General features: G+C 59.5%; 19 protein-coding genes and 1 pseudogene. 16 read left to right on the forward strand and 4 right to left on the reverse strand.

The annotated features are described in order from the left end of the window. The first annotated feature begins 310 nt into the window (after nt 1-310). Together thiI and typA are read left to right on the forward strand one after the other, a co-directional pair. Nucleotides 311-1765: a tRNA uracil 4-sulfurtransferase ThiI gene (gene thiI / locus ACA063_RS01530; RefSeq protein ID WP_162436959.1), complete on the forward strand. Its 1455-nt coding sequence runs from the start codon at nt 311-313 to the stop codon at nt 1763-1765. Between the two features lie 139 nt (nt 1766-1904). Then, nucleotides 1905-3725 carry a translational GTPase TypA gene (typA, locus tag ACA063_RS01535; RefSeq protein ID WP_497664519.1) on the forward strand — a complete coding sequence of 607 codons (1821 nt, stop codon included), beginning with the start codon at nt 1905-1907 and terminating at the stop codon, nt 3723-3725. A gap of 173 nt (nt 3726-3898) precedes the next feature. Here typA and ACA063_RS01540 read toward each other — a convergent pair whose 3' ends face one another. Then, the gene (locus tag ACA063_RS01540) at nt 3899-4339 is read right to left on the reverse strand and encodes a YkgJ family cysteine cluster protein (RefSeq protein WP_150744945.1); all 441 of its coding nucleotides are present in this window, start codon (nt 4337-4339) and stop codon (nt 3899-3901) included. Between the two features lie 259 nt (nt 4340-4598). On the opposite strand from ACA063_RS01540, the gene ACA063_RS01545 reads away from it, so the two are divergent. The 5 genes from ACA063_RS01545 (at nt 4599) to ACA063_RS01565 (ending at nt 14010) form a co-directional block, all read left to right on the forward strand. Then, a complete protein-coding gene (locus ACA063_RS01545; RefSeq protein WP_497664520.1) occupies nt 4599-7049 on the forward strand; it encodes a glycogen/starch/alpha-glucan phosphorylase in 2451 nt (816 codons plus the stop codon). A 171-nt stretch (nt 7050-7220) separates the two neighbouring features. Then, nucleotides 7221-10787, forward strand: coding sequence for a DUF2339 domain-containing protein (locus tag ACA063_RS01550; protein WP_497664521.1), 3567 nt, complete (start codon nt 7221-7223; stop codon nt 10785-10787). Continuing rightward, nucleotides 10784-12157, forward strand: coding sequence for a DUF3999 domain-containing protein (locus tag ACA063_RS01555; protein WP_497664522.1), 1374 nt, complete (start codon nt 10784-10786; stop codon nt 12155-12157). The genes ACA063_RS01550 and ACA063_RS01555 overlap by 4 nt, the downstream gene beginning before the upstream one ends. Before the next feature lie 237 nt (nt 12158-12394). Further along, on the forward strand, nt 12395-13405 hold the full coding sequence (locus ACA063_RS01560; RefSeq protein WP_497664523.1) for a class 1 fructose-bisphosphatase: 1011 nt from the start codon (nt 12395-12397) through the stop codon (nt 13403-13405). A gap of 2 nt (nt 13406-13407) precedes the next feature. Next, the gene (locus ACA063_RS01565; protein ID WP_497664524.1) at nt 13408-14010 is read left to right on the forward strand and encodes a DUF924 family protein; all 603 of its coding nucleotides are present in this window, start codon (nt 13408-13410) and stop codon (nt 14008-14010) included. 244 nt (nt 14011-14254) lie between these two features. On the opposite strand, the gene ACA063_RS01570 is transcribed toward ACA063_RS01565, so the two are convergent. Both ACA063_RS01570 and ACA063_RS01575 read right to left on the reverse strand, forming a co-directional pair. Further along, complete coding sequence (locus ACA063_RS01570; protein WP_497666454.1) at nt 14255-15019, reverse strand: methyl-accepting chemotaxis protein; 765 nt, start codon at nt 15017-15019, stop codon at nt 14255-14257. Between the two features lie 93 nt (nt 15020-15112). After that, a pseudogene (locus ACA063_RS01575) lies at nt 15113-16147 on the reverse strand (HAMP domain-containing protein); the annotation flags it as partial. A 257-nt stretch (nt 16148-16404) separates the two neighbouring features. Between ACA063_RS01575 and ACA063_RS01580 the strand changes: the two are divergent. Then, a complete protein-coding gene (locus ACA063_RS01580) occupies nt 16405-16659 on the forward strand; it encodes an outer membrane protein assembly factor BamE (protein WP_162441041.1) in 255 nt (84 codons plus the stop codon). A 31-nt stretch (nt 16660-16690) separates the two neighbouring features. Continuing rightward, nucleotides 16691-17260, forward strand: a complete 570-nt coding sequence (locus tag ACA063_RS01585; RefSeq protein WP_162441042.1) for a lipocalin family protein — start codon at nt 16691-16693, stop codon at nt 17258-17260. Nucleotides 17261-17392: 132 nt separating this feature from the next. On the opposite strand, the gene ACA063_RS01590 is transcribed toward ACA063_RS01585, so the two are convergent. Continuing rightward, complete coding sequence (locus tag ACA063_RS01590; RefSeq protein ID WP_497664525.1) at nt 17393-18757, reverse strand: formimidoylglutamate deiminase; 1365 nt, start codon at nt 18755-18757, stop codon at nt 17393-17395. 147 nt (nt 18758-18904) lie between these two features. Between ACA063_RS01590 and hutC the strand changes: the two genes are divergently transcribed. The 7 genes from hutC to ACA063_RS01625 all read left to right on the forward strand — a co-directional run bounded on the left by hutC (nt 18905) and on the right by ACA063_RS01625 (nt 26738). Beyond that, the gene (gene hutC, locus ACA063_RS01595; RefSeq protein WP_162441046.1) at nt 18905-19615 is read left to right on the forward strand and encodes a histidine utilization transcriptional repressor HutC; all 711 of its coding nucleotides are present in this window, start codon (nt 18905-18907) and stop codon (nt 19613-19615) included. Continuing rightward, nucleotides 19612-20181 carry a HutD/Ves family protein gene (locus ACA063_RS01600; protein ID WP_497664526.1) on the forward strand — a complete coding sequence of 190 codons (570 nt, stop codon included), beginning with the start codon at nt 19612-19614 and terminating at the stop codon, nt 20179-20181. Before hutC ends, ACA063_RS01600 begins: the two co-directional genes overlap by 4 nt. Before the next feature lie 471 nt (nt 20182-20652). Further along, entirely contained in the window at nt 20653-22335 is a 1683-nt protein-coding gene (hutU, locus tag ACA063_RS01605) for a urocanate hydratase (RefSeq protein ID WP_194691690.1), read from the forward strand. A gap of 143 nt (nt 22336-22478) precedes the next feature. Further along, entirely contained in the window at nt 22479-23951 is a 1473-nt protein-coding gene (locus tag ACA063_RS01610; RefSeq protein ID WP_497664527.1) for a purine-cytosine permease family protein, read from the forward strand. A gap of 69 nt (nt 23952-24020) precedes the next feature. Next, on the forward strand, nt 24021-24989 hold the full coding sequence (locus ACA063_RS01615; protein WP_497664528.1) for an ABC transporter substrate-binding protein: 969 nt from the start codon (nt 24021-24023) through the stop codon (nt 24987-24989). Between the two features lie 70 nt (nt 24990-25059). Beyond that, entirely contained in the window at nt 25060-25911 is an 852-nt protein-coding gene (locus ACA063_RS01620) for an ABC transporter permease (protein WP_162439995.1), read from the forward strand. Then, nucleotides 25908-26738, forward strand: a complete 831-nt coding sequence (locus tag ACA063_RS01625) for a quaternary amine ABC transporter ATP-binding protein (protein WP_497664529.1) — start codon at nt 25908-25910, stop codon at nt 26736-26738. The genes ACA063_RS01620 and ACA063_RS01625 overlap by 4 nt, the downstream gene beginning before the upstream one ends. Nucleotide 26739: the final 1 nt, after the last annotated feature.

Here is a 26739-nt window from a genome sequence, read left to right on the forward strand (position 1 = left end):
GGCTTAAGTAGTGGATGCCCTTAGAATGTGGGTGATGCCGGCGCGAATACTCTGCCAAGGCAACCTGCCTCACAAGGGAGCAAATTGCATGCCAGTGCCCCACCGTGGGTTTTTTGCCCCAAATTCACGCTTATAAAGGCTTGATAAGACGTTTACTGGAAAATATCGCCCTGTAATGTGGCGCTGTTTTCAGTAAATGACCTGTTTTGGTGCGCGCAAAACCTTCTGCACATTAACTGGTTAAACCTTGAGCAATTTCCGCTATAATCCGCGCCCCCCTTTTTCGGCTGGCCCAGCGCGCGCTGTTTTCATGAAACTAATCGTAAAAGTCTTCCCCGAGATCACCATCAAGAGCCGCCCGGTACGGATGCGTTTCATCCGCCAATTGGCCAAAAACATCCGCACCGTGCTCCGCGACCTGGACCCGGCCGTGGTGGTGAACGGTGTGTGGGACAATCTCGAGCTTGAAACCCGCGTAGCCGAGCCCAAAGTACTGAAGGAGATGACCGAGCGCCTGAGCTGCATGCCGGGTATCGCACATTTCCTGCAGGTCGATGAGTACCCTTTGGGCGACTTCGACGACATCGTTGCCAAGTGCAAACAGCACTTCGGTGACGCGCTGGCAGGGAAGATTTTTTCGGTGCGCTGCAAGCGTGCCGGCAAGCATGAATTCAGCTCGATGGACGTCGAGAAATATGTCGGCAGCCAACTGCGTCGTCAGTGCGGCGCCGCCGGAATCTCGCTGAAAGAGCCGGAAATCGAAGTTCGCATCGAAATTCGCGACAAACGGTTGTTCGTGATCCACAACCAGCACAACAGCATCGGCGGTTATCCGCTGGGTGCCCTGGAACAGACGCTTGTGCTGATGTCGGGCGGCTTCGACTCCACCGTGGCCGCGTACCAGATCATGCGCCGTGGGCTGATGAGCCATTTCTGCTTCTTCAATCTGGGCGGAAGGGCCCATGAGCTGGGCGTGATGGAAGTCGCGCACTTCATCTGGAAGAAGTACGGAAGCTCCCAACGCGTGTTATTTGTCAGTGTGCCGTTCGAGGAAGTACTGGGAGAAATTCTCGGGAAAGTCGATAACAGTCATATGGGTGTGGTTTTGAAGCGTATGATGTTGCGCGCTGCATCCCGAATCGCTGATCGGCTGGAGATCGAGGCGCTGGTTACCGGCGAAGCGATTTCCCAGGTGTCGAGCCAGACACTGCCGAACCTGTCCGTGATCGACTGCGTGACCGACAAGCTGGTCTTGCGTCCGCTGATCGCCAGTCACAAGCAGGACATCATTGATCTGGCCAACGAAATCGGTACCGCCGATTTCGCCAAGCACATGCCGGAATACTGCGGGGTCATCTCGGTGAACCCCAAGACCCACGCCAAGCGTCCGCGCGTGGAGCATGAAGAGAAAGAATTCGACATGGCGGTTCTTGAGCGTGCGCTCGAGAACGCCAAACTGGTACCGATCGATCGCGTCATCGACGAATTGGGCCAGGACTTGCAGATCGAAGAAGTCAGCGAAGCACTGGCGGGCCAGATCATCATCGACATCCGTCACCCGGATGCCGCTGAAGACGACCCGATGGCAATTGCTGGCATTGAGGTACAGACGATGCCGTTTTATGCATTGAACGCTCGTTTCAAGGAACTGGACCCTACTCGCCAGTACCTGCTGTATTGCGACAAAGGCGTGATGAGTCGCCTGCATGCCCACCATTTGCTCAGTGAGGGGCATGCCAATGTGCGCGTTTATCGACCGAGCTAAGAGCCCGGGGCTGTATGCCTGTGGCCTGCGTCACCGGCCCCCCGACTCTGCCGTCAAGCTGTAACGGCAAGGCCTGACTCTACTGTAAATCGCTGCCAAGACTTGTCAGCACACCGAATCCTCTGATCGAGATACACAAGTGATCGAAAATCTACGCAACATCGCCATCATTGCTCACGTTGACCATGGTAAGACCACCCTGGTAGACAAACTCTTGCGTCAATCCGGCACCCTGGAGCGCAACGAGCTCAACGACGAGCGCGTGATGGACTCCAACGACCAGGAGAAAGAGCGCGGTATTACCATTCTGGCGAAAAACACCGCCATCAACTGGAACGGCTACCACATCAACATCGTGGACACCCCGGGCCACGCCGACTTCGGCGGCGAAGTTGAACGCGTAATGTCGATGGTTGACTCCGTTCTGCTGCTGGTTGACGCTCAAGACGGCCCTATGCCGCAAACCCGTTTCGTGACCAAGAAGGCTTTCGAAGCCGGCCTGCGTCCAATCGTGGTCATCAACAAGGTTGACCGTCCAGGCGCGCGTCCGGACTGGGTTCTGGACCAGATCTTCGACCTGTTCGACAACCTCGGTGCTACCGAAGAACAGCTGGACTTCAAAGTCGTCTACGCCTCGGCCCTGAACGGCATTGCCGGTCTGGAACACACCGACATGGCTGAAGACATGACCCCGCTGTACCAGTCGATCGTCGACAACGTACCAGCACCGAAAGTTGACCGTGACGGTCCGTTCCAGATGCAAATCTCGGCACTGGACTACAACAGCTTCCTGGGCATCATCGGCGTTGGCCGTATCGCTCGTGGTCGCGTCAAGCCGAACACCCAGGTTGTTGCGATCGATGCTGACGGCAAGCGCCGTAACGGTCGTATCCTGAAGCTGATGGGTCACCACGGTCTGCACCGTATCGACGTTGAAGAAGCAGCTGCCGGCGACATCGTCTGCATCAGCGGCTTCGAGTCGCTGTTCATCTCCGACACCCTGTGCGACCCACAGAACGTTGAAGCGATGAAGCCGCTGACCGTTGACGAACCAACCGTTTCCATGACCTTCCAGGTTAACGACTCGCCGTTCTGCGGCCGTGAAGGCAAGTTCGTCACCAGCCGTAACATCAAAGAACGTCTGGACAAAGAACTGCTCTACAACGTTGCCCTGCGCGTTGAAGAAGGCGACACCGCCGACAAGTTCAAGGTCTCCGGCCGTGGTGAGCTGCACTTGTCCGTACTGATCGAAACCATGCGTCGCGAAGGCTTCGAAATGGGTGTTGGTCGTCCGGAAGTGATCATCCGCATGGTTGATGGCGTCAAGCACGAACCGTTCGAAAACGTGACCATCGACCTGCCAGAAGAATCGCAAGGTTCGATCATGGAACAGATCGGTATCCGTAAAGGCGACCTGACCAACATGGTTCCGGATGGCAAGGGCCGTGTGCGCCTTGAGTACAACATCCCGGCTCGTGGCTTGATCGGTTTCCGTAACGAGTTCCTGACCCTGACCTCCGGTGCAGGCATCCTGACCTCGATCTTCGACCGTTACGACGTGATGAAGTCCGGCGACATGTCCGGCCGTCAGAACGGCGTGCTGGTTTCGGTTGCTACCGGTAAGGCTCTGACTTACTCGCTGGAAACCCTGCAAGCTCGCGGCAAACTGTTCCTGGGTCACGGTGAAGACGTGTACGAAGGTCAAATCGTCGGCATCAACAGCCGCGACAACGACCTGGGCGTTAACCCAACCAAAGGCAAGAAGCTCGACAACATGCGTGCCTCGGGTAAAGACGAAACCATCGCTCTGGTTCCGCCTATCCGTTTTACCCTGGAGCAAGCTCTGGAATTCGTTCAAGAAGACGAATTGTGCGAAGTGACTCCTAAGTCCATCCGTCTTCGTAAGAAGATCCTGGGCGAAAGCGAGCGTACCCGCGCTGCCAAGAAGTCCGGTAACTAAGTCATTTAGTTAGCTGACAAAAAAACGCCCCCGACCGCAAGGTCGGGGGCGTTTTTGTTTGTCTGGTGCAAAATCAAAAGATCGCAGCCTCGTTGCACTCGACAGCTCCTACAGGCGTACGCATAACCCTGTAGGAGCTGTCGAGTGCAACGAGGCTGCGATCTTTTTGATGTTTAAAACTTCTCGAGGGTCCGACGGCTACTGCTGGTCTCACGCGCCACTTCTTTGGGCTTGTAAGCGCAATACCCCGGCCGCGGCCCAATTTTTGGGTGATTGCGGCAAGTATCCGGGCGCTTTTCATAAATAGTGCACAGACGACTCTTACGATCCAGGTACAGGCAATCGTTGTTGCTCATGCGCTGGAGGGTGAAGATCTCGGACTTCTGGTTGTAGCGCTCGACAATCCCTTCCTTCTGCAAACGCTTGGCGATGTTCTTCGCCGGTTCGCCGCGCTCGAATTCGTCGACGATGCCGATACGGATCAGATCCTTGATCTTGACCTCGACCGGCAGGGTGCAGCAGCTGGATATGCACGAACCGCACATCGGCGCAGAGTACTTGGCCCAGGTATCGAGGCGATCGATCTCAGCAGCGGCGATCAGATTGGACTTCATCATCGGTTGTTACCAGCGTGTGCATCAGGGCGCGCGATCATACCGGGACTGGTGGATTTTTGAACAACCTTTCGCCAGATTTTTTCGCATACCGCCTCTCAACCGCCATATTTCGGCACGGGCCCTGCATTATTTCCAGCACATGACTCTTTAATGTCGACCTATCTCGCACTAACGGGAAAAACTGCCGAACCAGATTTCCAACGACCTGTCAGACCGTCTAGGCTCAACTACTCCACGCTCGCTCGAGGTCCTATCGATGACTCAAGAACCACTTGTTCGCGAAGCAGAGGTGGCCGCATTTCGCGACGCCGTCTTGACCAAACTCACCTATGCGGTGGGCAAAGACCCCGATCACGCCTTCGACCACGACTGGTTCGAAGCCATTGCCCTGGCCGCGCGCGATCACATGGTCGAGCACTGGATGGATCACACGCGGCAGATCTACCGCAAAGGCCAGAAGCGCGTTTATTACCTCTCCCTTGAATTTCTTATCGGCCGTCTGCTCTACGACAGCCTGAGCAACCTCGGCCTGCTCGACGTTGCCCGCGAAGCCATGACCGAACTTGGCGTCGACATTGAACGCATTCGTTTGCTGGAACCCGACGCAGCCCTGGGCAACGGTGGCCTGGGTCGTCTGGCAGCGTGCTTCATGGAAAGTATGTCGACCCTTGGCATCGCCGGGCATGGCTACGGTATTCGTTACGAGCACGGCTTGTTCCGCCAGGCGATCGTCGATGGTTGGCAACAAGAGCAAACCGAACACTGGCTGGATTTCGGTAACCCATGGGAGTTCGAACGGCCGGAAGTGGTTTACCCCATCGGCTTCGGTGGCAGCGTTGAGACCGTCACCGACGAGACCGGCAAGTCCAAGCAGGTCTGGACGCCGGTGGAAACCGTTCGCGCCATTGCCTACGACACGCCGGTGGTCGGCTGGCGCGGGGCGAGCGTCAACACGCTGCGTCTGTGGCGTGCCCGCGCCATGGAAGATTTGCACCTCGAACGTTTCAACGCCGGTGACCACTTGGGCGCCGTCGCCGAAGTCGCCCGGGCTGAAAGTATTTCCCGCGTGCTCTACCCGGCGGACAGCACGGAAGCCGGTCAGGAGCTGCGCCTGCGTCAGGAGTATTTCTTCGTCGCCGCGTCCTTGCAGGATCTGCTACGGCGCCACCGCAACATGCACACCTCGGTGTTGACCCTGGGCGACCATGCGGCGATCCAGCTCAACGATACTCACCCCTCGATTGCGGTGGCCGAACTGATGCGGCAACTGGTCGACGTCTATGACGTCGCCTGGGATGCGGCGTGGCAGGTCACGGTCGATACGCTCTCGTACACCAACCACACGCTGCTGCCGGAAGCGCTGGAAACCTGGCCGGTCGGCCTAATGGAACGCATGCTGCCACGGCACATGCAGATCATTTACCTGATCAACGCCCAGCACATCGATTCACTGCGGGCCAAAGGCATTCACGACTTCGACGTCTTGCGCGCGGTGTCGCTGATCGAAGAAGACAACGGCCGCCGTGTGCGCATGGGCAACCTTGCGTTCCTGGGCTCCCACAGCGTCAACGGCGTGTCGGGCCTGCACACGCAGCTCATGCGAAAAACCGTGTTCTCCGAACTGCACAAGCTCTACCCGGAGCGGATCAACAACAAGACCAACGGCATCACCTTCCGCCGCTGGCTCTACCAGGCCAACTCTGAACTCACGTCCATGCTGGTCGATGCGTTGGGTGCCGACTTGCTGGATAACGCGGAAGAGCGCCTGCTCGACCTGGAACCTTTCTCCGAGAAACCGGCGTTCCTCAAAGCCTTTGCCGAGCAGCGGCTGCACAGCAAAAAAGCCCTGGCGTACATCATTCATGAGCGACTCGGAGTGGCAGTCAACCCGGCCGCGATGTTCGACGTGCAGGTCAAGCGGATCCACGAATACAAACGCCAGTTGCTCAACCTGCTGCACACCGTGGCGCTCTATCAGGCGATTCGTGCCGAGCCGGAAATCGACTGGGTGCCGCGTGTGAAGATTTTCGCCGGCAAAGCGGCGGCCAGTTACCACCAGGCCAAGCTGATCATCAAATTGACCAACGACATCGCCCGGGTGGTCAACAACGACCCGACCGTGCGCGGCTTGCTCAAAGTGGTGTTCCTGCCCAACTACAACGTCAGCCTGGCGGAGAGCATTATCCCGGCCGCGGATCTGTCGGAGCAGATCTCCACCGCCGGCTTCGAAGCGTCGGGCACCAGCAATATGAAATTCGGCCTTAACGGCGCGTTGACGATCGGTACTCTGGATGGCGCCAACGTGGAAATGTGCGAGCGCATTGGTGCCGAGCATATGTTCATTTTCGGCCTCAGCGCCCAGCAGGTGGAAGCGCGCAAACAGAACCACGAGTTCAATGCGACACCGGACATCGCTGCGTCCCATCGGCTCAATGACGTATTGCAGGCGATTCGCGGCGGGGTGTTCTCACCGGATGATCCGTCCCGTTATTCCGGCTTGATCGATTCCTTGATCGATTACGACCGCTTCTTGGTCTGCGCCGATTTCGATTCCTACTGGGATGCGCAGATGCGTGTCGAAGCGCATTGGCACGATTCTCAAGCATGGTGGCGCTCGGCGGTGCTGAACACGTCGCGGATGGGCTGGTTCTCTTCCGACCGGACGATTCGTGAGTACGCCACGGATATCTGGAAAGCGCTGGAGTAAGTCTTCGCCTGGCTCGATATACTGGCGTGCCGGAAAAGATCGCAGCCTTCGGCAGCTCCTACAGGATCGCGTCTTGCCACGCCTTTGTAGGAGCTGCCGAAGGCTGCGATCTTTTAGCGTCGGGCTGCGCTAATCTTCCCGGATTGGCCAATGCGCTTAGGGATATCGACCATGCAATGGATTTTCATGCTGATAGGGCTGGTGCTCGGCTGGATACTCGACGAGTCGTTCAGCGATGCGCTGCTGGGCGCGTTGCTCGGTCTGGGTATGGGTCAAGCCATCCGTATCAACCGTCTGGATTCGCAAACCGCCACCCAGCACCTGTTGCTCGAGCAAACGCAGGCCACGTTGACTTCGGTTCAGCAGCGGCTTGCATGGCTGGAGACGACTGGCGTCAAAGCGCCTGAAAGCAGCGAACCGGCGCCTGAATTCATTCTCGATGAAATACCCGTTGAGTCTCCGGAGCTGATCTGGGAGCTACCGCCCGAACTCGAACCCGTCACCGCCGCGTCCACTGAAGCGAGTCGACCCCTGCCTGTGGACGCCTGGAAGCCCGAACCGGTCTCCCGCGAACCCCAGGAGCCTGTCGTCCCTCGCGGCCCCAACTTCATCGAGCGTGCAATCAACGGTGCTCGAGCCTGGTTGTTCGGCGGTAACACTGTGCTGCGCGTCGGCGTGGTGCTGTTGTTTCTCGGGCTCGCGTTTCTGCTGCGCTATGCCACTGAAGGCATGGTGGTGCCGATCGAACTGCGTTATGCCGGGGTAGCTGGCGCTGCCTTGGGCTTACTGGGTTTAGGTTGGTGGCTGCGCACGCGCAACAGGCAATACGCGCTCATGTTGCAAGGCACCGGGATCGCGGTGTTGTTCCTGACGGTATTTGCCGCGATGCGCTTGCACCCGTTGCTCGACCCTACTGCAGCATTAGGTTTGCTGGTGGCAGTGACGGTGTTCTCGGCGATCCTCGCCATCACTCAGGATGCATTGGGCCTGGCCGCTGCTGCGGCGCTCGGCGGTTTTGCCGCGCCGATCCTGACGTCGACTGGCGCAGGTAACCATGTCGCCCTGTTCAGCTACTTCGCGTTACTCAACGCCGGCATTCTCGGCATTGCCTGGTTCAAGGCCTGGCGACTGCTGAACCTGATCGGCTTCGTCGGCACCTTCGGCATCGGTTTCGCCTGGGGATTGCGCTCTTATACGCCGGAACTGCTGTGGAGCACCGAGCCGTTTCTTGTCCTGTTCTTCCTGATGTACCTGGCCATCGGCTTGCTGTTTGCCCGGCGCAAACTGCTGGAGATGAGCGACGCGCCCGAGGACGACAGTCGCGAGTCGCTGTTGCGCTGGTCGGCGCGCAAGGGTGATTACGTTGACGGCACGATGCTGTTTGGTCCGCCGGTGGTGGGTTTTGGTTTGCAGTTCGCGCTGGTCCAGCATCTGGAGTTCGCGGCGGCGTTCAGCGCGCTGGCGCTGGGCATGATCTACATGGGTCTGGCGCGTTTACTGAGTGGTGGTCGGGCGTTGCTGTTAGCGGAAACCTGCCTGGCACTCGGTGTGATTTTTACCAGTCTGGCAATTCCGTTGGGACTCGACGCTCGCTGGACCTCGGCCGCTTGGGCTGTGGAGGGTGCAGGGATCTTCTGGCTCGGCCTGCGTCAACAACGACCGTTGGCCCGTGCCTTTGCCTTGCTGCTGCAATTGGGCGCGGCAGTGGCATTTCTAAGCGAGCTGCGCGGCGGCCAAAGCAGCCTGCTCGATGGGGCACCGCTCGGTGCATTGATGCTCGGCGTGGCGCTGCTGTTCAGCTTCTACCAATTGCGTAAAGCGGCGCCGGAACAGACCTCGGAATGGGAACGCAAAGGGCTGCCTGTGTTGGCGTGCCTGGGTTTGACCTTCCTCTATCTGTTGGCGCCGTTGTTCTTCTTCACACAAGGCACGACGATCAGTTGGGCGCTCGCCGGTCTGGCAACATTGTTCGTCGGGCTGCGCCTGCAATCGCGCACCTTCCTGTTCAGCGCATTTGCCGTGCAGTTGCTGGGCGGCGCGTTGTTCCTGATGCGCCTGCAAGGTTCGAGTGGCGAGACAGGTGCCGTATTCAGCGCCGGTTGGAGCGGTTTGCTCAGCGCATCGCTGATCGGCCTGGCGCTGATTGCCGGAATGTTGCTGGCGGCAAGGGACGAGATGGTGCGCAGTGATCCGCGACTGCTGCGCGGTTTGTCGGTGGTGTTGCTGGCGGGGCTGGTGCTGATCAACCTGGCGGTGCTGTTCGTTCTGCCTTGGCAAACAGCGAGCGCCGTGTGGGCGGCGAGCGGGCTCTTCATCATCTGGCTGAGCCTGTATCTGACGCAGCGAGTGAGCTTTATTTTCGGTCTGCTGCTGCAGGTGATCGGCGGCACGGCGTTTTTACTGTCGGGTCCGCAGCTGTTCGGTGCGTTGACCAGCGAGGGTCTGCGACCCCTGGCACACGGCGGTTTCTGGACGCCACTGGTATTGGGTCTGGCGGCATTGATCGGCGCCTGGCGCTTGCAACTTGGCACCCATGCCTCGGCGTTCCATGCGCTCAGCTTGCAGCGTTTGTCCCAGGTGTTGCTGGTGTGGGGCGCGGGTTGGTGGGCGTTGGCGTGGGGGCTGGAAATCCTGCGGTTTGCGCCGGTGGACTTGCAAGCGACCTTGCTTCTGGCCGCCACGGCAGCGAGCGTTGCGTTGTGGACGTGGTTGGCGTTGCGCCTTGTATGGTCATCGCTGGGCTTGCTTTGTCTCTCGCTGATACCGGCGGCCGGTCTCGTGCTGCTCGACGCGTTGTACGCCCGTTTTCACCCGGCTGCCAATGTCGGCTGGCTGGCGTGGGCCGCCGTGTTCGCCGTGCACTTCATCTCTGTGCGGCGCTTGGCGCCCATGCTGGCGCCCCGTGCGATCAGCGCCGCACATGTGCTCGGCGGCTGGCTGCTGATCGGCGTGCTGGCCCTGGAGTTGCGTTACGGCTTGCTGCTGTTGTCCGAGCAATACAACGCCTGGCGCTGGCTGGGCTGGGCGATTCTGCCAAGCCTGTACCTGGTGTTGATGGCCGCCCCGCGCAATTGGCCATGGCCGGTGTCCGCCTATCCTCGTGAATACCGCCTCTACGCAGCGGCACCTTTGGCGTTGCTGATGCTCGGCTGGTTCTGGCTCGCGAATATTGTCAGCGACGGCACCGCCGACCCCTTGCCCTATGCGCCGCTGATCAACCCGCTGGAGCTGGGGCTGCTGTTCGCGTTGTTCGGCGTGTTCGTCTGGTCCCGATACGCCGTGACGCAACTGGCGATCCGCAAGCCCTTCGTTGATCTCGCCAGCCAACTGGTCGCGGGTGTCTCGCTGTTTGCCTTCTTTACCGCGCTGGTGATGCGCACCGCTCATCATTGGGGTGGCGTTCCATTCGAGCTGGATGCACTGCTGGCATCCATGCTGGTGCAGGCGGGGCTGTCGATCGTATGGACCTTGATGGCGTTGAGCTTGATGATTGGCGGCCATCTGCGTCACCGCCGCGAAGTCTGGCTGATCGGTGCGGCGCTGATCGGCGTCGTGGTCGCCAAACTGTTCTTTGTCGAATTGAGTAACCGCGGCGGACTGGCGCGGATCGTGTCGTTCATCGGCGTGGGTGTGTTGCTGTTGGTGGTCGGCTATTTCGCCCCGCTGCCGCCCAAGCGTGCCGAAGCTGTGCCGGAGGCGGATAAACCCGCCCCGCAAACTGAAGGAGTGTCGTCTTGAGTCAGAAGCTGAACCTGGGATGGTTGGGTGCCGTTGCGTTGGGTGTGGCGCTCACGGCCAATGCTCAGGAAAAACCCGTGGATTTCACCACGCAGGTGCCATTGTCGGTGAGCGGGGAAGGGCCGTGGTATCGCCTTGAGCTGCCGTTGAGCGTGCAATTGAATGCACGCCAGACAGATCTCAGCGATGTGCGCGTCTTCAACGCTGCCGGTGAGCCACAGGCCTACGCCTTGGTTCGGGCGTCGGCGCAATCCAGCGAGCAGCGTGTGCTGTCCGATGTGAAATGGTTCCCGCTGTACAGCGCCGCCGATTCCACCGAGCGCGCACCGGGCGTGCGGGTGCAATCGACCGCCAACGGCACGCTGGTCGAAGTGCAGCCTTCCAGCCAATTGGAGGCTGGCGAAGAAGTGCTGCGTGGCTGGTTGCTGGACGCCAGCGCCGTCAAAGCGCCGTTGCAGCAGTTGATCCTCGACTGGACCAGTGATCGCGACGGCTTCCAGCGATTCAGCATCGAAGCCAGCGATGATCTGCAGCACTGGCAATCCTGGGGAGACGGGCAGGTGGCGCGTCTGACGTTTGCCGACGAACGGGTCGAGCAACGTGAAGTCAGTTTGCCGGGGCAGACAGCGCGTTACCTGCGCCTGCTCTGGAGCTCACCACAATCGGCGCCTGCATTGACCTCGGCACAAGTCGAAAGCGTCAGTGCGCGCAACGTGCCGCAGCCGTTGGTCTGGTCGCAACCGTTGGCGGGCAGCAGCGTGAAGGCGGGTGAATACACCTGGCAATTGCCGATGGGATTGAATGTCGAGCGCATTCAGGTCGAGTTGAGTCAGCCCAACAGTCTTGCGCCAGCCGTTGTGTCCGGCCGTCGGGAAAGCAACTTGCCGTGGCAGGCATTAAGCACCGGGTTGCTCTATCGCCTGACCCAGAATGGCCAGGACGTGATGCAAAACGAGCTGCAACTGCCGGGGCAAACCGTGCAGCAGTTGAAGCTTGTCGTGGACGAACGTGGTGGTGGTTTGGGAGCGCAAGCGCCGACGATCCGCTTCGCCGTGCGATCGACGCAGTTGGTGTTCCTGGCGCGCGGCACCGGGCCGTACACGCTGGCGCTGGGCAGTGCGACGGCGAAGGCGGCGAACCTGCCGCTATCGACGTTGATCCCGGATTACAGCGCGGCAAAATGGGCGGCGTTGGGCAAGGCATCGGTCGAAGGCGCAGCCGTTGTGAGTAACACCTCCACAGTGATAGCGGCAGCCACAACTGACACGAACTGGAAGAAGTTCGGGTTGTGGGCGGTGTTGCTGTTGAGCGTGTTGTTTCTGGCGGCGATGGCGTTCAGTTTGTTGCGTAAACCGCCCGTCAAGCCCTGAAGACCGGTTCGGCGCACCATCGCGAGCAGGCTCACTCCCACGATGAGTACGCGTGACACTGTGGGAGCGAGCCTGCTCGCGATAGCAGTTCAATGGTCGGTAAAAATGCCCGTTTCGAACTACGCTAAACCCCGCGCATGAACTCTATTAGGCATCTCACGTCTGATAGGAGGAAATGCGCCCCGACTCGCGTTAAACTGCGCGGGTTTTCAGTCCCCAATTCCACCGGAGCCTTCCATGTCCCGCGTTACCCTGAGTCGCTATCTGATTGAGCAGACCCGTAGCAACAACACGCCTGCCGATCTGCGTTTCCTGATCGAAGTGGTGGCGCGCGCTTGTAAAGAAATCAGCCACGCCGTTTCCAAAGGCGCCCTGGGCGGTGTTCTGGGCAGCATGGGCACCGAAAACGTCCAAGGCGAAGTGCAGAAGAAACTCGACGTGATCTCCAACGAGATCCTGCTCGAAGCCAACGAATGGGGCGGTCACCTGGCCGGCATGGCGTCCGAAGAAATGGACAATGCCTACCAGATCCCGGGCAAATACCCGAAAGGCGCCTATCTGTTGGTATTCGACCCGCTGGACGGTTCGTCGAACATCGACATCAACGCACCGGTCGGTACCATCTTCTCGGTACTGCGTTGCCCGAGCGAATATCTGAGCCAGAACGAAGCGCTGAACGAAAAAGCCTTCCTGCAGCCAGGCACCGAGCAGGTTGCTGCCGGTTATGCCATCTACGGCCCGCAAACCATGCTGGTGCTGACCCTTGGCGACGGCGTGAAAGGCTTTACCCTGGACCGTGAAATGGGCAGCTTCGTACTGACCCACGAAGACATCACGATCCCGGAGTCCACTCAGGAATTCGCGATCAACGCCTCCAACCAGCGTCACTGGGAAGCGCCGGTCCAGCGCTACGTCGGCGAGTTGCTGGCTGGCGAAGAAGGTCCGCTGAAAAAGAACTACAACATGCGCTGGGTCGCCGCGATGGTCGCCGATGTGCACCGTATCCTGACCCGTGGCGGTCTGTTCATGTACCCACGTGACAGCCGCGAACCGTCGAAGCCGGGCAAGCTGCGCTTGATGTACGAAGCCAACCCGATGTCGTTCCTGGTTGAACAGGCTGGCGGCGCTTCCACCGACGGCCACCAGCGCATCCTCGACATTCAGCCTGAAGGCCTGCACCAGCGCGTAGCGGTGTACCTCGGCTCGAAAGAAGAAGTTGAACGCGTCACGGCTTACCACAAGGAATAAACATGACCGCGCCCTGGCAGCCGTTGCTTGAATGGTGGTTCGCAGATTGCGAATCATCCACCGAAGTGGCGGCACAGAAGGGCAAGTTGTGGTTCGGCAAGCGTGACAGCCAGGACCTCGAAGCGCGCGAGCGTTTCGGGGACTTGGTCGAACAGGCACTGGCCGGCGGATTGACCGAGTGGACGCAACGTCCCGAAGGTTGGCTGGCCCTGGTGTTGCTGCTCGATCAAGTTCCGCGAATGATCTTCCGCGACACTCCAAAATCCTTCTCAGGTGATCTCAGGGCTCAGGCACTGGTGGCGCAAGGCATTGCGGCGGATTTCGACCGGCAATTGCGGCCGATCCAGCGGGTGTTTATCTATTTGGTGTTTGAGCATTGCGAGAATCTGACGGTGCAGAACGAGTGCATCTCGCGCTACATCGATCTGGTGGCGCAACAGCCGGAAGGCGACCGGGCGCTGTTTGCCGATTACCTGGATTACGCCGAGAAACATCAGAAGGTGATCGCCCAGTTTGGGCGATTTCCGCATCGCAATGCGGTGTTGGGGCGGGAGTCGACGGCTGAAGAGCTGGAGTTTCTTTCGAAGCCTGGCTCCCGGTTTTAGATGTTCATTGCGACTGATGTCCTCATCGCCAGCAGGCTGGCTCCCACAATAGGTTTGTGTCGATCACAAATCTCCTGTGGGAGCCAGCCTGCTGGCGATGGGGCCAGTGAAAGCGCCTTAGATCCGGAAGCTGCCGACCAGCTGCTTCAACCGCGCCAACAGGCTGGCTCCCACAATAGGTTTGTGTCGATCACAATTCTCCTGTGGGAGCCAGCCTGCTGGCGATGGGGCCAGTGAAAGCGCCTTAGATCCGGAAGCTGCCGACCAACTGCTTCAAGCGCGCCGCCTGCTGTTCAAGGTCCGCACACGCCCGTAAGGTCGACTGCAGGTTCTCCACGCCTTCCTGGTTTAACGTGTTGATCTCGGTAATGTCGACGTTGATCGACTCCACCACAGCCGTCTGTTCTTCCGTTGCCGTGGCCACCGACTGATTCATCCCGTCGATCTCACCGATACGCTGAGTCACGCTACCGAGCCGTTCACCGGCCTGATTGGCAATGCCAACGCTGCTTTCACTCTGGCGCTGGCTGTCGGTCATGGTGCTGACCGCTTCACGCGCACCGACCTGCAATTCCTCGATCATCTTCTGCACTTGCTGCGCCGAATCCTGAGTGCGGTGCGCAAGGTTGCGCACTTCATCAGCCACCACGGCGAAACCACGACCTGCTTCGCCGGCACGGGCCGCTTCGATGGCTGCGTTCAACGCCAGCAAATTGGTCTGCTGCGAGATGCTGGTGATCACTTCCAGGATCTGCCCGATGTTCACGGTGTTGCTGTTGAGCGTTTCGATGTTGCCGCACGAATCGCTGATCTTCGCTGACAATAGCTGCATCGCGGCGATGGTCTTGTCGACCACCTGCTGGCCGTCTTCCGCCAGGGCGCGGGCGTCGCTCGAATGCTGAGAGGCGAGGGCGGCGTTCTGCGCAATTTCCTGCGCGGCGGCACCCAGTTCGTTGATCGCCGCCGCCACGCTGCTGGTGCGTGAGGCTTGCTGGTCGGAATTGAACATCGACGAATTCGAAGCAGCTACCACGCGTAGCGCCACTTCGTTGACCTGACCTGTGGCCGATGCCACTTCGCTGATCGATGTATGGATGCGTTCCACAAAGCGGTTGAACGAAGTGCCCAGGGCGCCGAATTCATCATGGCCGTGGATGGTCAGGCGTTTCGTCAGGTCACCTTCGCCTTCGGCGATGTCGTGCATGGCGCGGCCCATGGTCAGCAGCGGCTGCATCAGGAAGCTGATCAGCATGCCCAGCAGCGCGATGATGATGACCACCGCGATGACCATGGCTATGATCGCCGACGTGCGAAATTCGCTGAGCATCGAGAACGCGGTTTCCTGATCGAGCACCAGCGCCACGTACCAGTCCGCCGACGGCACGCCGTTGACGTGGGTGAAGGAGATGAACTGGCTTGTGCCATCGATCTCGACTTCTTTCATGCCAGCACTGACGTTGGGTGCACCGTTCGGGTAAGCGTCGGCCAGGCTCTTGAGCACCAGTTTGCTGTCTGGATGAATCAGAATCTTGCCATCAGCGCTGACGATGAACGCGTGGCCGTGGCCGCCGAAATTCAGGGAGTTGATGATCGCGCTGACGCTGGACAGGTCGATGTCCGCACCCGCAACGCCGATCATCTGGCCCTGGCGCTGAACAGGAGTGGCCACGGTGATCACCAGTTTGCCGGAGGACGCAGCGATGTACGGTTCGGTGACGATGGTCTGTTGCGCGCTGTTGGCCGCCTTGTACCAGCCACGGGTGCGAGGGTCGTAGTCCGCAGCGCGATTGCCGGCCGGGACTGAGAACATCACGCCATCGTTGCCGCCGAAGTAGCTCAGCTGGAAATTGCTGGTGTAGGCCGGCAGGTCGATAGCGCGCTTGAGGCTGGCCGGGGCGCTGCCGTCCGCGGCGATCTGCTGGGACAGCGATTGCAGCAACTGAATGCGGCTTTCCAGCCAGGTCTGAATGTTGCTGGTGGTCAGACTGCCGAGTTCCTGCATCGACGCTTCGGTACTGCTGCGCAAGGTCTGGCGCTGGCGGTAGTCGTTAAACAGGATGAAACAGGCAAATGCAACGGCCACCACGAGGGCAGCAGCCAACAGGATCTTGTGGCTGAACTTCATGTTTCTGGTCATTAAATGAGCTACCGCGGAGGGGCTGATCAACAGGGGGCTTGCGCTGCTTCTATGTCGACCGGTCGGCGCCAAAGATTAGGCGTCTTTGTCGAAAATCGACGAAATGTTCATTAGCGCGAGAAAGTCGCTGATTTTTCGGCAAATGGCAGACGAGTGGCCCGATAAATAGCCAGTCCTGCGGGGAACCAGATAGGGGTTTTCTCTTCTAAGCTTCTGCTTGGCAGCCATGCCAACCCCTTCGCCCCAGGAGCTACACCATGTCGCTGCGCTCTATCGCCCTGCTTTCGTTCTGCGTGTTGTTGGCCGCATGCAGCAAGGTCAATCAGGAAAACTACTCGAAGTTGTCTGCCGGGATGCCCAAGGCCGAGGTTGAAAACCTGCTGGGTAAACCCGCCGATTGCTCGGGCGCGCTGGGCATGTCCAGTTGCACTTGGGGCGACAAGAACAGCTTTATCAGCGTGCAATACGCCGGTGACAAAGTGTTGATGTTTTCTGGCCAAGGCCTGAAGTAAACCGGGGCTACGCGCCCACGGGAGAAAAACAATGAAGCGGTTATTTTTTGTACTTTTAGCGGGCCTGGTATTGGCCGGCTGCGCCACTTCTGGCGAAGATCCGTTGGCGCCGAAAACCGTCAACAGCGTCAACCTCAAGAAGTATCAGGGCACGTGGTATGAGTTGGCGCGCCTGCCGATGTATTTCCAGCGCAACTGCGCGCAATCCGAAGCCCATTACACGCTCAAGCCCGACGGTAATGTTTTGGTGCTCAACCGTTGCCTGACGGCGGACTGGCAATGGGAAGAAGCCAAGGGCACGGCTTATCCACAGGTGCCGGGCAAGACCGACAAGTTGTGGGTTGAGTTTGATACCTGGTTTTCGCGATTGCTGCCGGGTGTAGCGAAAGGGCAATACTGGGTGTTGTACGTCAGCGACGACTACAAGACCGCCATCGTTGGTGATCCGAGCCGCCGGTATCTCTGGCTGCTGTCCCGGACGCCTTCGGTCAATGGTGTAGTGCGCGAAGAACTGCTGAGCAAGGCGCGTCAGCAGGGTTATGACACCACGCGGCTGATCTGGCGGGCGTCGGATACGCAGATGGCCAAGACCTCGAATTAGCAGCGCGGCTGAAAAAAGATCGTCCGAACGCGGCCCGAGCCTCCGGCAGCTCCTACATTGATCCGGTTGATCGCAATAATGCGGATCAACCTGGACCCTGTAGGAACTGCCGGAGGCTGCGATCTTTTGCATTTAACCGAGGAGATCGCGCAGGACCTGGGTGAAGGCGCGGTTGCTTTCTTCCTCGTCCTCATGATGTCCATCGCGCACAACCCACTGCCCATTGACCAGCACATCCCGCACCTGACGATCGCCGCCGGCAAACAACCAACGGTTCAGAATCCCGTCGCCACTGGCCGTGGCCAGGTATGGATCATTGCCGTCCAGCACCAGCCAGTCGGCACGCTTGCCTACTTCCAGTGCGCCAATCGGCTGGCCCAGCGCCTGCGCACCGCCGTCCAGTGCAGCGTCGTATAGCGTACGGCCGACCATCGGCTGATCCGCGCCATACAACCGGTTACGCCGCTGATCGCGCAGTCGCTGGCCATATTCCAGCCAGCGCAACTCTTCCACCACGCTCAATGACACATGGCTATCGGAACCGATGCCCATGCGCCCGCCCTGCGCGAGAAAATCCACCGCCGGAAAGATCCCGTCGCCGAGGTTGGCTTCGGTGGTCAGGCACAGCCCGGCGATGGCGCGACTCTTGGCCATGAGCGTGACTTCTTCCGGGTTGGCGTGGGTGGCGTGGACCAGGCACCAGCGCTGATCGACTTCAGTGTTTTCGTACAGCCATTGCAACGGACGGCGACCGCTCCAGCTCACGCAGTCATCGACTTCCTTTTGCTGCTCGGCGATGTGGATGTGCACGGGGCATTGCTTGTCGCTGGCGGCGAGCACTTCGCTGATCTGCTGCGGGGTGACCGCTCGCAACGAGTGGAAGCACAAGCCCAGGGATTGCGCCGGTTGCTGCGCCAGGATCGGCTGCAAGCGCGACTGCAGCTTGAGGTAGTTCTCGGTGCTGTTGATAAAACGGCGCTGACCGTCGTTTGGTGCCTGGCCGCCGAAACCGGAGTGGCTGTAGAGCACCGGCAACACTGTCAGTCCGATGCCGGCAGAGGCGGCGGCCTGGCTGACGCGCAGTGCCAGCTCGGCGGGGTCTGCGTAAGGCTGGCCGTTGAGGTCGTGGTGCACGTAATGAAATTCCGCGACGGACGTGTAGCCCGCCTTGAGCATTTCGATGTAGAGCTGACGGGCAATGACGCCGAGCTGGTCCGGGCTGATTTTTCCGACGAGGCGGTACATCAAATCGCGCCAGGTCCAGAAACTATCGTTCGGATTACCCGCCACTTCGGCGAGCCCGGCCATTGCCCGCTGGAACGCATGGGAGTGCAAATTCGGCATGCCCGGAAGAAGCGGGCCACTCAGCCTTTCGGCGCCATCTGCATGGGAATCAGCCTGAATATGAGTCAACACGCCATCGGCGCTGACCTCAAGACGTACGTTATTGGCCCATCCGTTAGGCAGAAGCGCGCGCTCGGCAAAGAAAGCGGACATGGTTCAGCACCCCATCGTGTGTTATTTGTATATACATATACAGACGTTTGCCTGCTCGGTAAACTCCGGCAAGCTAGCAATCTCATCCAGACGATCAAAGGATTAACCGTGCCGACTCCGCCTGCAGTCTCTCCGTTGGCCGCGAACATGGGCGACAGTCCGGCGCCCCTGTACGCCCGCGTTAAACAGATGATTACCCAGCAAATCGACAGTGGTAATTGGCCGCCGCACTATCGCGTTCCGTCGGAAAGCGAGTTGGTCAGCCAGTTGGGTTTCAGCCGAATGACCATCAACCGCGCGCTACGCGAGATGACCGCCGACGGTCTTTTGGTGCGCATGCAAGGTGTCGGCACGTTCGTCGCCGAGCCGAAAAGTCAGTCCGCTTTGTTTGAAGTGCACAACATCGCCGACGAAATCGCCTCTCGCGGCCATCGTCACACCTGCAAAGTGATCACCCTCGAAGAAGAGGCGGCCGGTTCCGAGCGTGCCCTGGCGCTGGACATGCGCGAAGGCCAGAAAGTCTTTCACTCGCTGATCGTGCATTTTGAAAACGATATCCCGGTGCAAATCGAGGATCGTTTCGTCAACGCACTGGTGGCGCCGGACTACCTCAAGCAGGATTTCACCCTGCAAACGCCTTATGCCTATCTGAACCAGGTGGCGCCGCTGACGGAAGGCGAGCACGTGGTCGAGGCGATACTGGCTGAAGCGACCGAATGCAAACTGCTGCAGATTGAAAAGGGCGAGCCCTGCCTGCTGATTCGTCGCCGCACCTGGTCTGGCCGCCAGCCGGTAACAGCCGCTCGCCTGATCCACCCCGGTTCCCGTCATCGTCTGGAAGGTCGGTTCCATAAATGAAAGAAATGAACGTTCTACGCGCCAAGGATTACCCTCGCATGCCGTGGAAAAACGGCGGGGGCAGCACTGAAGAAATCATTCGCGACGCCGGTGCCGGTCTTGATGGCTTCGGCTGGCGCCTGTCGATTGCCGACATCGGCGAGTCGGGCGGGTTTTCCACCTTTGCCGGTTATCATCGAGTGATTACCGTGCTGCAGGGCGACGGCATGACCTTGCGGGTTGACGGTCAGGACACGCGCCCGTTGTTACCGCTGGACCCGTTTTCCTTCAGCGGCGAGAGCCAGGTTTCCTGTGCGTTGGTAGGTGGCCCGATTCGCGACTTCAACCTGATCTATGCACCGCAGCGTTACGATGCACGATTGCAGTGGCTGGATGGCGATCAACGGTTTTTCAGCTCGGCCGGCACATTACTGGTGTTCAGTGTCGCCGATGGCCTGGAAGTGAAGGTCGATCAAAGCGACGCACAGTTGGGTCGCCATGATTGCCTGCAGCTCAACGGTAACGCCGGCCTGCTGGAGATCTCCAGCAATGGCCCATGCTGCGTGATCGAACTGACTGCACGCTGATCCAAAACCCTAAAAGATCGCAGCCTTCGGCAGCTCCTACATGTTCGATGTCCATCCGCAAAATGTGTGGTGTGCATGACCCAGGTAGCAGCTGCCGAAGGTTGCGATCTTTTGATTTTAAGCGTTCCCCTCCGCGCACCACTTTGTTACCGAACGCCCCAGCGTGGCGCAAAACCCCGTCCAGGTAACAGCCGTCACCCTCCGCACAAAAGCCCTCTGCAAAAATTTCATCTCCCTCACAGCCCTTGATCTACCAGTGTTGCAAAGCGTTTCAGCATTTTTCTTGAACAACCATCCAGCAAGTTGGCCGCTTGATTGCATATGCTTGTATGTACAAGTAAAGACGTATGCGTAAGAGTTGTTTGAGGCTCTCCGCAGCGTCCACTGATTCGCTTGTGGCGCAACGATGCGCACAGGCTGGCTTGCCCACTGCCAGGGTTGGTTTGAATTGATCGCTGAGGAGTCTTTTTCGTGACTGACAATAAACCTACGAAGTACCGTGACGTTGAAATCCGTGCCGCCCGCGGTAACACGCTGACCGCCAAAAGCTGGCTGACTGAAGCGCCGCTGCGCATGTTGATGAACAACCTCGACCCGGAAGTCGCCGAGAACCCTAAAGAACTGGTGGTTTACGGTGGTATCGGTCGTGCGGCGCGTAACTGGGAATGCTACGACAAGATCGTCGAAAGCCTGACCAACCTGAACGACGACGAGACCCTGCTGGTGCAATCCGGCAAGCCGGTCGGCGTGTTCAAGACCCACACCAATGCCCCGCGCGTATTGATCGCCAACTCCAACCTGGTGCCGCACTGGGCGAGCTGGGAACACTTCAACGAACTCGACGCCAAAGGCCTGGCCATGTACGGCCAGATGACCGCCGGCAGCTGGATCTACATCGGCAGCCAGGGCATCGTCCAGGGCACCTACGAAACCTTCGTCGAAGCCGGTCGCCAGCATTACAACGATGACCTCAAAGGTCGCTGGGTCCTGACCGCAGGCCTCGGCGGCATGGGCGGCGCTCAGCCACTGGCCGCGACCCTGGCCGGTGCCTGCTCGCTGAACATTGAATGCCAGCAGGTCAGCATCGATTTCCGCCTGAACAGCCGCTACGTCGACGAGCAAGCCAAAGACCTCGACGACGCACTGGCGCGCATCGACAAATACACCAAGGAAGGCAAGGCGATTTCCATCGCGCTGCTGGGTAACGCTGCGGAAATCCTGCCGGAACTGGTCAAGCGTGGCGTGCGCCCGGACATGGTCACCGACCAGACCAGCGCCCACGACCCGCTTAACGGCTACCTGCCGGCCGGCTGGACCTGGGACGAATACCGCGCCCGCGCCAAGACCGAGCCGGCTGCCGTGGTGAAAGCCGCCAAGCAATCGATGGCCGTGCACGTTAAAGCGATGCTCGAATTCCAGAAAATGGGCATTCCGACCTTCGACTACGGCAACAACATCCGCCAGATGGCGCAGGAAGAAGGCGTGGAAAACGCGTTCGACTTCCCGGGTTTCGTACCGGCCTACATCCGCCCGTTGTTCTGCCGTGGCATCGGCCCGTTCCGTTGGGCGGCACTGTCGGGCGATCCGCAAGACATCTACAAAACCGACGCCAAGGTCAAAGAACTGATCCCTGACGACGCGCACCTGCACAACTGGCTGGACATGGCCCGCGAGCGCATCAGCTTCCAGGGTCTGCCGGCGCGTATCTGCTGGGTCGGCCTGGGCCTGCGCGCCAAGCTGGGCCTGGCGTTCAACGAAATGGTGCGCAGCGGTGAATTGTCCGCGCCGATCGTCATCGGCCGTGACCACCTGGACTCCGGTTCCGTGGCCAGCCCGAACCGTGAAACCGAGTCGATGCAGGACGGTTCCGACGCCGTGTCCGACTGGCCACTGCTCAACGCCCTGCTCAACACCGCAAGCGGCGCGACCTGGGTTTCGCTGCACCACGGCGGCGGCGTCGGCATGGGCTTCTCCCAGCACTCGGGCATGGTGATCGTCTGCGACGGCACCGACGAAGCGGCCGAACGCATCGCTCGCGTGCTGCACAACGACCCGGCGACCGGTGTCATGCGCCACGCCGATGCGGGTTACCAGATCGCGATCGACTGCGCCAAGGAACAAGGCCTGAACCTGCCGATGATCACCGGCAAGTAATGCTTGCCCTGTAGGAGCGAGCCTGCTCGCGATGAGGGCGGTACATTCAGTATTTATGCTGACTGACACGCCGCCATCGCGAGCAGGCTCACTCCTACAGGGGATCACACCAACCCAGAATAACAATCCACAGAGGTTGAATCATGGCTGTTAACAACGATCGTGCAGGCAGTAAACCGTTGATCGAGAAACGTTCGATCGACTACATCCCGGAAGCGGAAAGACACGGTCGTCTATTGAGTCAGTTCACCCTGTGGATGGGTGCCAACCTGCAAATCACCGCGATTGTCACCGGGGCCTTGGCCGTGGTGCTGGGCGGTGATGTGTTCTGGTCGTTGATCGGTCTGTTGATCGGTCAACTGCTGGGCGGTGGGGTAATGGCGTTGCATGCGGCGCAAGGGCCGAAGCTTGGTCTGCCACAGATGATTTCCAGCCGGGTTCAGTTCGGTGTTTATGGCGCGGCCATCCCGATCGTGCTGGTCTGCTTGATGTACCTCGGTTTCACCGCCACGGGTACCGTACTTTCCGGCCAGGCGCTGGGCCAGTTGTTTGGCGTCAGCGACAGCGTCGGTATCCTCATTTTTGCCAGTGTCATCGTGCTGGTCACGGTGCTCGGCTATCGGGTGATCCACTGGATTGGCCGTATCGCCAGCGTCATCGGCGTGATTGCTTTCGTTTTCCTGTTCACCCGTCTCATGAGCCAGACGGACGTTGGCGCGCTGCTGGAAATCCGCCACTTCAGCTGGAGCAGCTTCCTGCTTGCCGTGTCACTTGCGGCGTCCTGGCAGATCGCCTTCGGCCCTTACGTGGCTGACTATTCGCGCTACCTTCCAAGCAAGACTTCTTCGGTGAAGACCTTTTTCGCCGCTGGCGCAGGTTCGGTCATTGGCGCACAGGTGGCAATGATCCTCGGCGTGTTTGCCGCTGCATCGTCCAACGGCCAGTTCGCCGGTCACGAAGTGGCCTATATCGTTGGTTTGGGTGGGACCGGTGCCACCGCTGCGCTGCTGTACTTCAGCATCGCGTTCGGAAAGGTCACCATCTCCACGCTCAATTCCTACGGCAGCTTCATGTGCATTGCGACCATCATCAGCGGCTTCCGTGGTGAGCTGAAGGTCACGCGCTTGCAGCGTCTGGTCTTCGTGCTGGTCATCGTAGGGGCTGCGACCCTGATGGCTTTACTCGGTCAACATTCGTTCCTCGGTGCCTTCAAGTCCTTCATCCTGTTTCTGCTGGCGTTCTTCACGCCATGGAGCGCGATCAACCTTGTAGATTACTACTGCATCACCCGCGAGCGTTATGACGTGCCGGCCCTGGCCGATCCGAACGGTCGCTACGGCCGTTGGAACCCCCTGGGTATCAGCGTTTATGTCTTCGGTGTGCTGGTGCAGCTACCGTTCATCTCCACCAAGTTCTATACCGGTCCGCTGGTAGCGACCCTGGGTGATGTGGATATCTCCTGGATCATCGGTCTGGTGCTTCCTGCAGCCCTGTATTACGTGTGTGCAAAAAAATGGCACGGCTCGGTGCCCGATAGACTGATTCTGCCGGTCGAGCAGGACAGTGTTGTGCAACCAGTAACGAGCGGGGCCAGTCGCGCTGCGGCGCGGGCCTGATTGGACGAGGACAGGGCTGGATGCCTCTTGACTGCCGTAAGCCAATTCATGATTAGGAGCGTCACAACAATGAAATCGAACAAGACCCTGCTGACTACATTGCTTTCCATGGGCCTGCTCGCCAGCGCCGGCGCCAGCCAGGCAGCCGGTTGGTGCGAATCGGGTAAACCGGTGAAGTTCGCCGGCCTCAACTGGGAAAGCGGCATGCTGCTGACCGACGTGCTGCAAGTCGTGTTGGAGAAAGGCTACGACTGCAAGACCGACAGCCTGCCGGGCAATTCCATCACCATGGAAAACGCCCTGAGCAGTAACGACATTCAAGTCTTCGCCGAAGAATGGGTGGGGCGTAGTGAAGTCTGGAACAAGGCCGAGAAGGCCGGCAAGGTCGTCGGTGTTGGCGCTCCGGTTACGGGCGCTGTCGAAGGCTGGTACGTACCGCGCTACGTGATCGAAGGCGATGCCAATCGCAAGCTGGAAGCCAAGGCCCCAGACCTTAAGAACATTGCTGATCTGGCCAAGTACGCCAGCGTGTTCAAGGATCAGGAAGAGCCTTCCAAAGGCCGTTTCTACAACTGCCCGGCCGGCTGGACCTGTGAGCTGGACAACAGCGAGATGCTGAAGAGCTACGGGCTGGAAAGCACCTACACCAACTTCCGCCCAGGCACCGGCCCGGCACTGGATGCAGCGGTGCTGTCGAGCTACAAGCGTGGCGAACCGATTCTGTTCTACTACTGGTCGCCAACGCCGCTGATGGGCCAGGTCGACCTGGTCAAGCTTGAAGAGAAACCGGGCGTGGACAAGAGCGTGACCATCAAGGTCGGCCTGTCCAAAACCTTCCACGACGAGGCCCCGGAACTGGTGGCCGTGCTGGAAAAGGTCAACCTGCCGATCGACCTGCTGAACCAGAACCTGGGGCGCATGGCGAAAGAGCGGATTGCTTCGCCGAAGCTGGCGAAAATCTTCCTCAAGGAACATCCTGAAGTCTGGCATGCGTGGGTCAGCGAAGACGCAGCCAAGAAGATCGACGCGGCCTTGTAGGTCCAGCTTCTTCGACTGCCGGCGACGGCAGTCGGGTGCTGCATCGCAACCCCTTGATTGAGAGTCTCTTATGTTTCCCGAAAGCTTTACCTTTTCCATCGCCGACTGGGTCAACGGTTGGGTTGATTCGCTGGTGACCAATTACGGCGATGTGTTCCGGCACATCTCAGACACCCTGTTGTGGGCCATCGTCAACCTTGAAGGCCTGCTGCGTGCGGCGCCCTGGTGGCTGATGCTGGCAATCGTTGCAGGTGTGGCCTGGCACGCGACCCGCAAGATCGTGACCACCGCTGTCATCGTCGGCTTGTTGTTCCTGGTGGGGGCGGTTGGCCTCTGGGACAAGCTGATGCAGACCCTCGCACTGATGATGGTCGCGACGGTGATTTCGGTGCTGATCGGCATTCCGCTTGGCATCCTGTCGGCGCGCAGCAATCGCCTGCGTTCGGTGCTGATGCCGTTGCTCGACATCATGCAGACCATGCCGAGTTTCGTGTACCTGATCCCGGTGCTGATGCTGTTCGGCCTGGGCAAGGTACCAGCGATTTTCGCGACCGTTATCTACGCCGCGCCGCCGCTGATCCGCCTGACCGATCTCGGCATTCGCCAGGTCGACGGAGAAGTAATGGAGGCCATCAACGCCTTCGGTGCCAACCGCTGGCAACAACTGTTCGGCGTGCAACTGCCGCTGGCCCTGCCGAGCATCATGGCCGGGATCAACCAGACCACCATGATGGCCCTGTCGATGGTGGTAATTGCCTCGATGATCGGTGCCCGTGGCTTGGGTGAAGATGTGTTGGTGGGGATTCAGACCCTCAACGTTGGACGAGGCCTGGAAGCCGGCCTGGCGATCGTGATTCTGGCAGTGGTCATCGACCGCATTACTCAGGCGTATGGTCGGCCACGGCATGAGGTGAGCAAATGAGCAACGAAGCCATCAGCAAGATCGAAGTCAAAAACGTCTTCAAGATTTTCGGCAACCGTTCCAAGGATGCGCTGGCCATGGTTGGCCAAGGCAAAACCAAGGATCAGGTGCTCTCCGAAACCGGCTGCGTGGTCGGTGTGAACGACTTGTCGTTGAGCATCGGTACCGGTGAGATCTTCGTGATCATGGGCCTGTCGGGCTCCGGCAAATCGACGCTGGTTCGCCACTTCAATCGCCTGATCGACCCCACCAGCGGCGCGATCCTGGTGGACGGCGTGGACATCCTGCAATACGACATGGAAGCCCTGCGCGAATTTCGTCGGCACAAGATCAGCATGGTTTTCCAGAGCTTCGGCCTGCTGCCGCACAAGACCGTGGTGGACAACGTCGCCTACGGCCTGAAAGTGCGCGGCGAGAGCAAACAGATGTGCACCGAACGCGCCCTGCACTGGATCAACACCGTGGGCCTCAAAGGCTACGAAAACAAATACCCGCACCAGCTCTCGGGCGGCATGCGCCAGCGTGTGGGCCTGGCCCGCGCCTTGGCGGCGGACACTGACATCATCCTGATGGACGAAGCGTTCAGCGCCCTCGACCCGCTGATCCGTGCGGAGATGCAGGACCAGTTGCTGGAGCTGCAAAAGACCTTGCACAAGACCATCGTCTTCATCACCCACGACCTCGACGAGGCCGTGCGCATCGGCAACCGCATTGCGATCCTCAAGGACGGCCAGCTGATCCAGGTCGGCACGCCGCGCGAGATCCTGCATTCGCCAGCAGATGAGTATGTCGACCGGTTCGTGCAGCGACGGGCTGCGGTGGTTTAGA

This window comes from Pseudomonas sp. LBUM1643, from assembly GCF_059716215.1.

Bases quoted from the DNA above. Each gene is read 5' to 3' on its own strand.
- ACA063_RS01610 (WP_497664527.1), top strand. From the start codon at position 22,479: ATGGCTGTTAACAACGATCGTGCAGGCAGTAAACCGTTGATCGAGAAA.
- ACA063_RS01540 (WP_150744945.1), bottom strand. From the start codon at position 4,339: ATGAAGTCCAATCTGATCGCCGCTGCTGAGATCGATCGCCTCGATACC.
- ACA063_RS01625 (WP_497664529.1), top strand. From the start codon at position 25,908: ATGAGCAACGAAGCCATCAGCAAGATCGAAGTCAAAAACGTCTTCAAG.
- ACA063_RS01620 (WP_162439995.1), top strand. From the start codon at position 25,060: ATGTTTCCCGAAAGCTTTACCTTTTCCATCGCCGACTGGGTCAACGGT.
- ACA063_RS01580 (WP_162441041.1), top strand. From the start codon at position 16,405: ATGTCGCTGCGCTCTATCGCCCTGCTTTCGTTCTGCGTGTTGTTGGCC.
- ACA063_RS01545 (WP_497664520.1), top strand. From the start codon at position 4,599: ATGACTCAAGAACCACTTGTTCGCGAAGCAGAGGTGGCCGCATTTCGC.
- ACA063_RS01550 (WP_497664521.1), top strand. From the start codon at position 7,221: ATGCAATGGATTTTCATGCTGATAGGGCTGGTGCTCGGCTGGATACTC.
- ACA063_RS01585 (WP_162441042.1), top strand. From the start codon at position 16,691: ATGAAGCGGTTATTTTTTGTACTTTTAGCGGGCCTGGTATTGGCCGGC.
- ACA063_RS01600 (WP_497664526.1), top strand. From the start codon at position 19,612: ATGAAAGAAATGAACGTTCTACGCGCCAAGGATTACCCTCGCATGCCG.
- ACA063_RS01570 (WP_497666454.1), bottom strand. From the start codon at position 15,019: ATGTTCAATTCCGACCAGCAAGCCTCACGCACCAGCAGCGTGGCGGCG.
- ACA063_RS01565 (WP_497664524.1), top strand. From the start codon at position 13,408: ATGACCGCGCCCTGGCAGCCGTTGCTTGAATGGTGGTTCGCAGATTGC.
- ACA063_RS01615 (WP_497664528.1), top strand. From the start codon at position 24,021: ATGAAATCGAACAAGACCCTGCTGACTACATTGCTTTCCATGGGCCTG.
- ACA063_RS01590 (WP_497664525.1), bottom strand. From the start codon at position 18,757: ATGTCCGCTTTCTTTGCCGAGCGCGCGCTTCTGCCTAACGGATGGGCC.
- thiI (WP_162436959.1), top strand. From the start codon at position 311: ATGAAACTAATCGTAAAAGTCTTCCCCGAGATCACCATCAAGAGCCGC.
- ACA063_RS01560 (WP_497664523.1), top strand. From the start codon at position 12,395: ATGTCCCGCGTTACCCTGAGTCGCTATCTGATTGAGCAGACCCGTAGC.
- hutC (WP_162441046.1), top strand. From the start codon at position 18,905: ATGGGCGACAGTCCGGCGCCCCTGTACGCCCGCGTTAAACAGATGATT.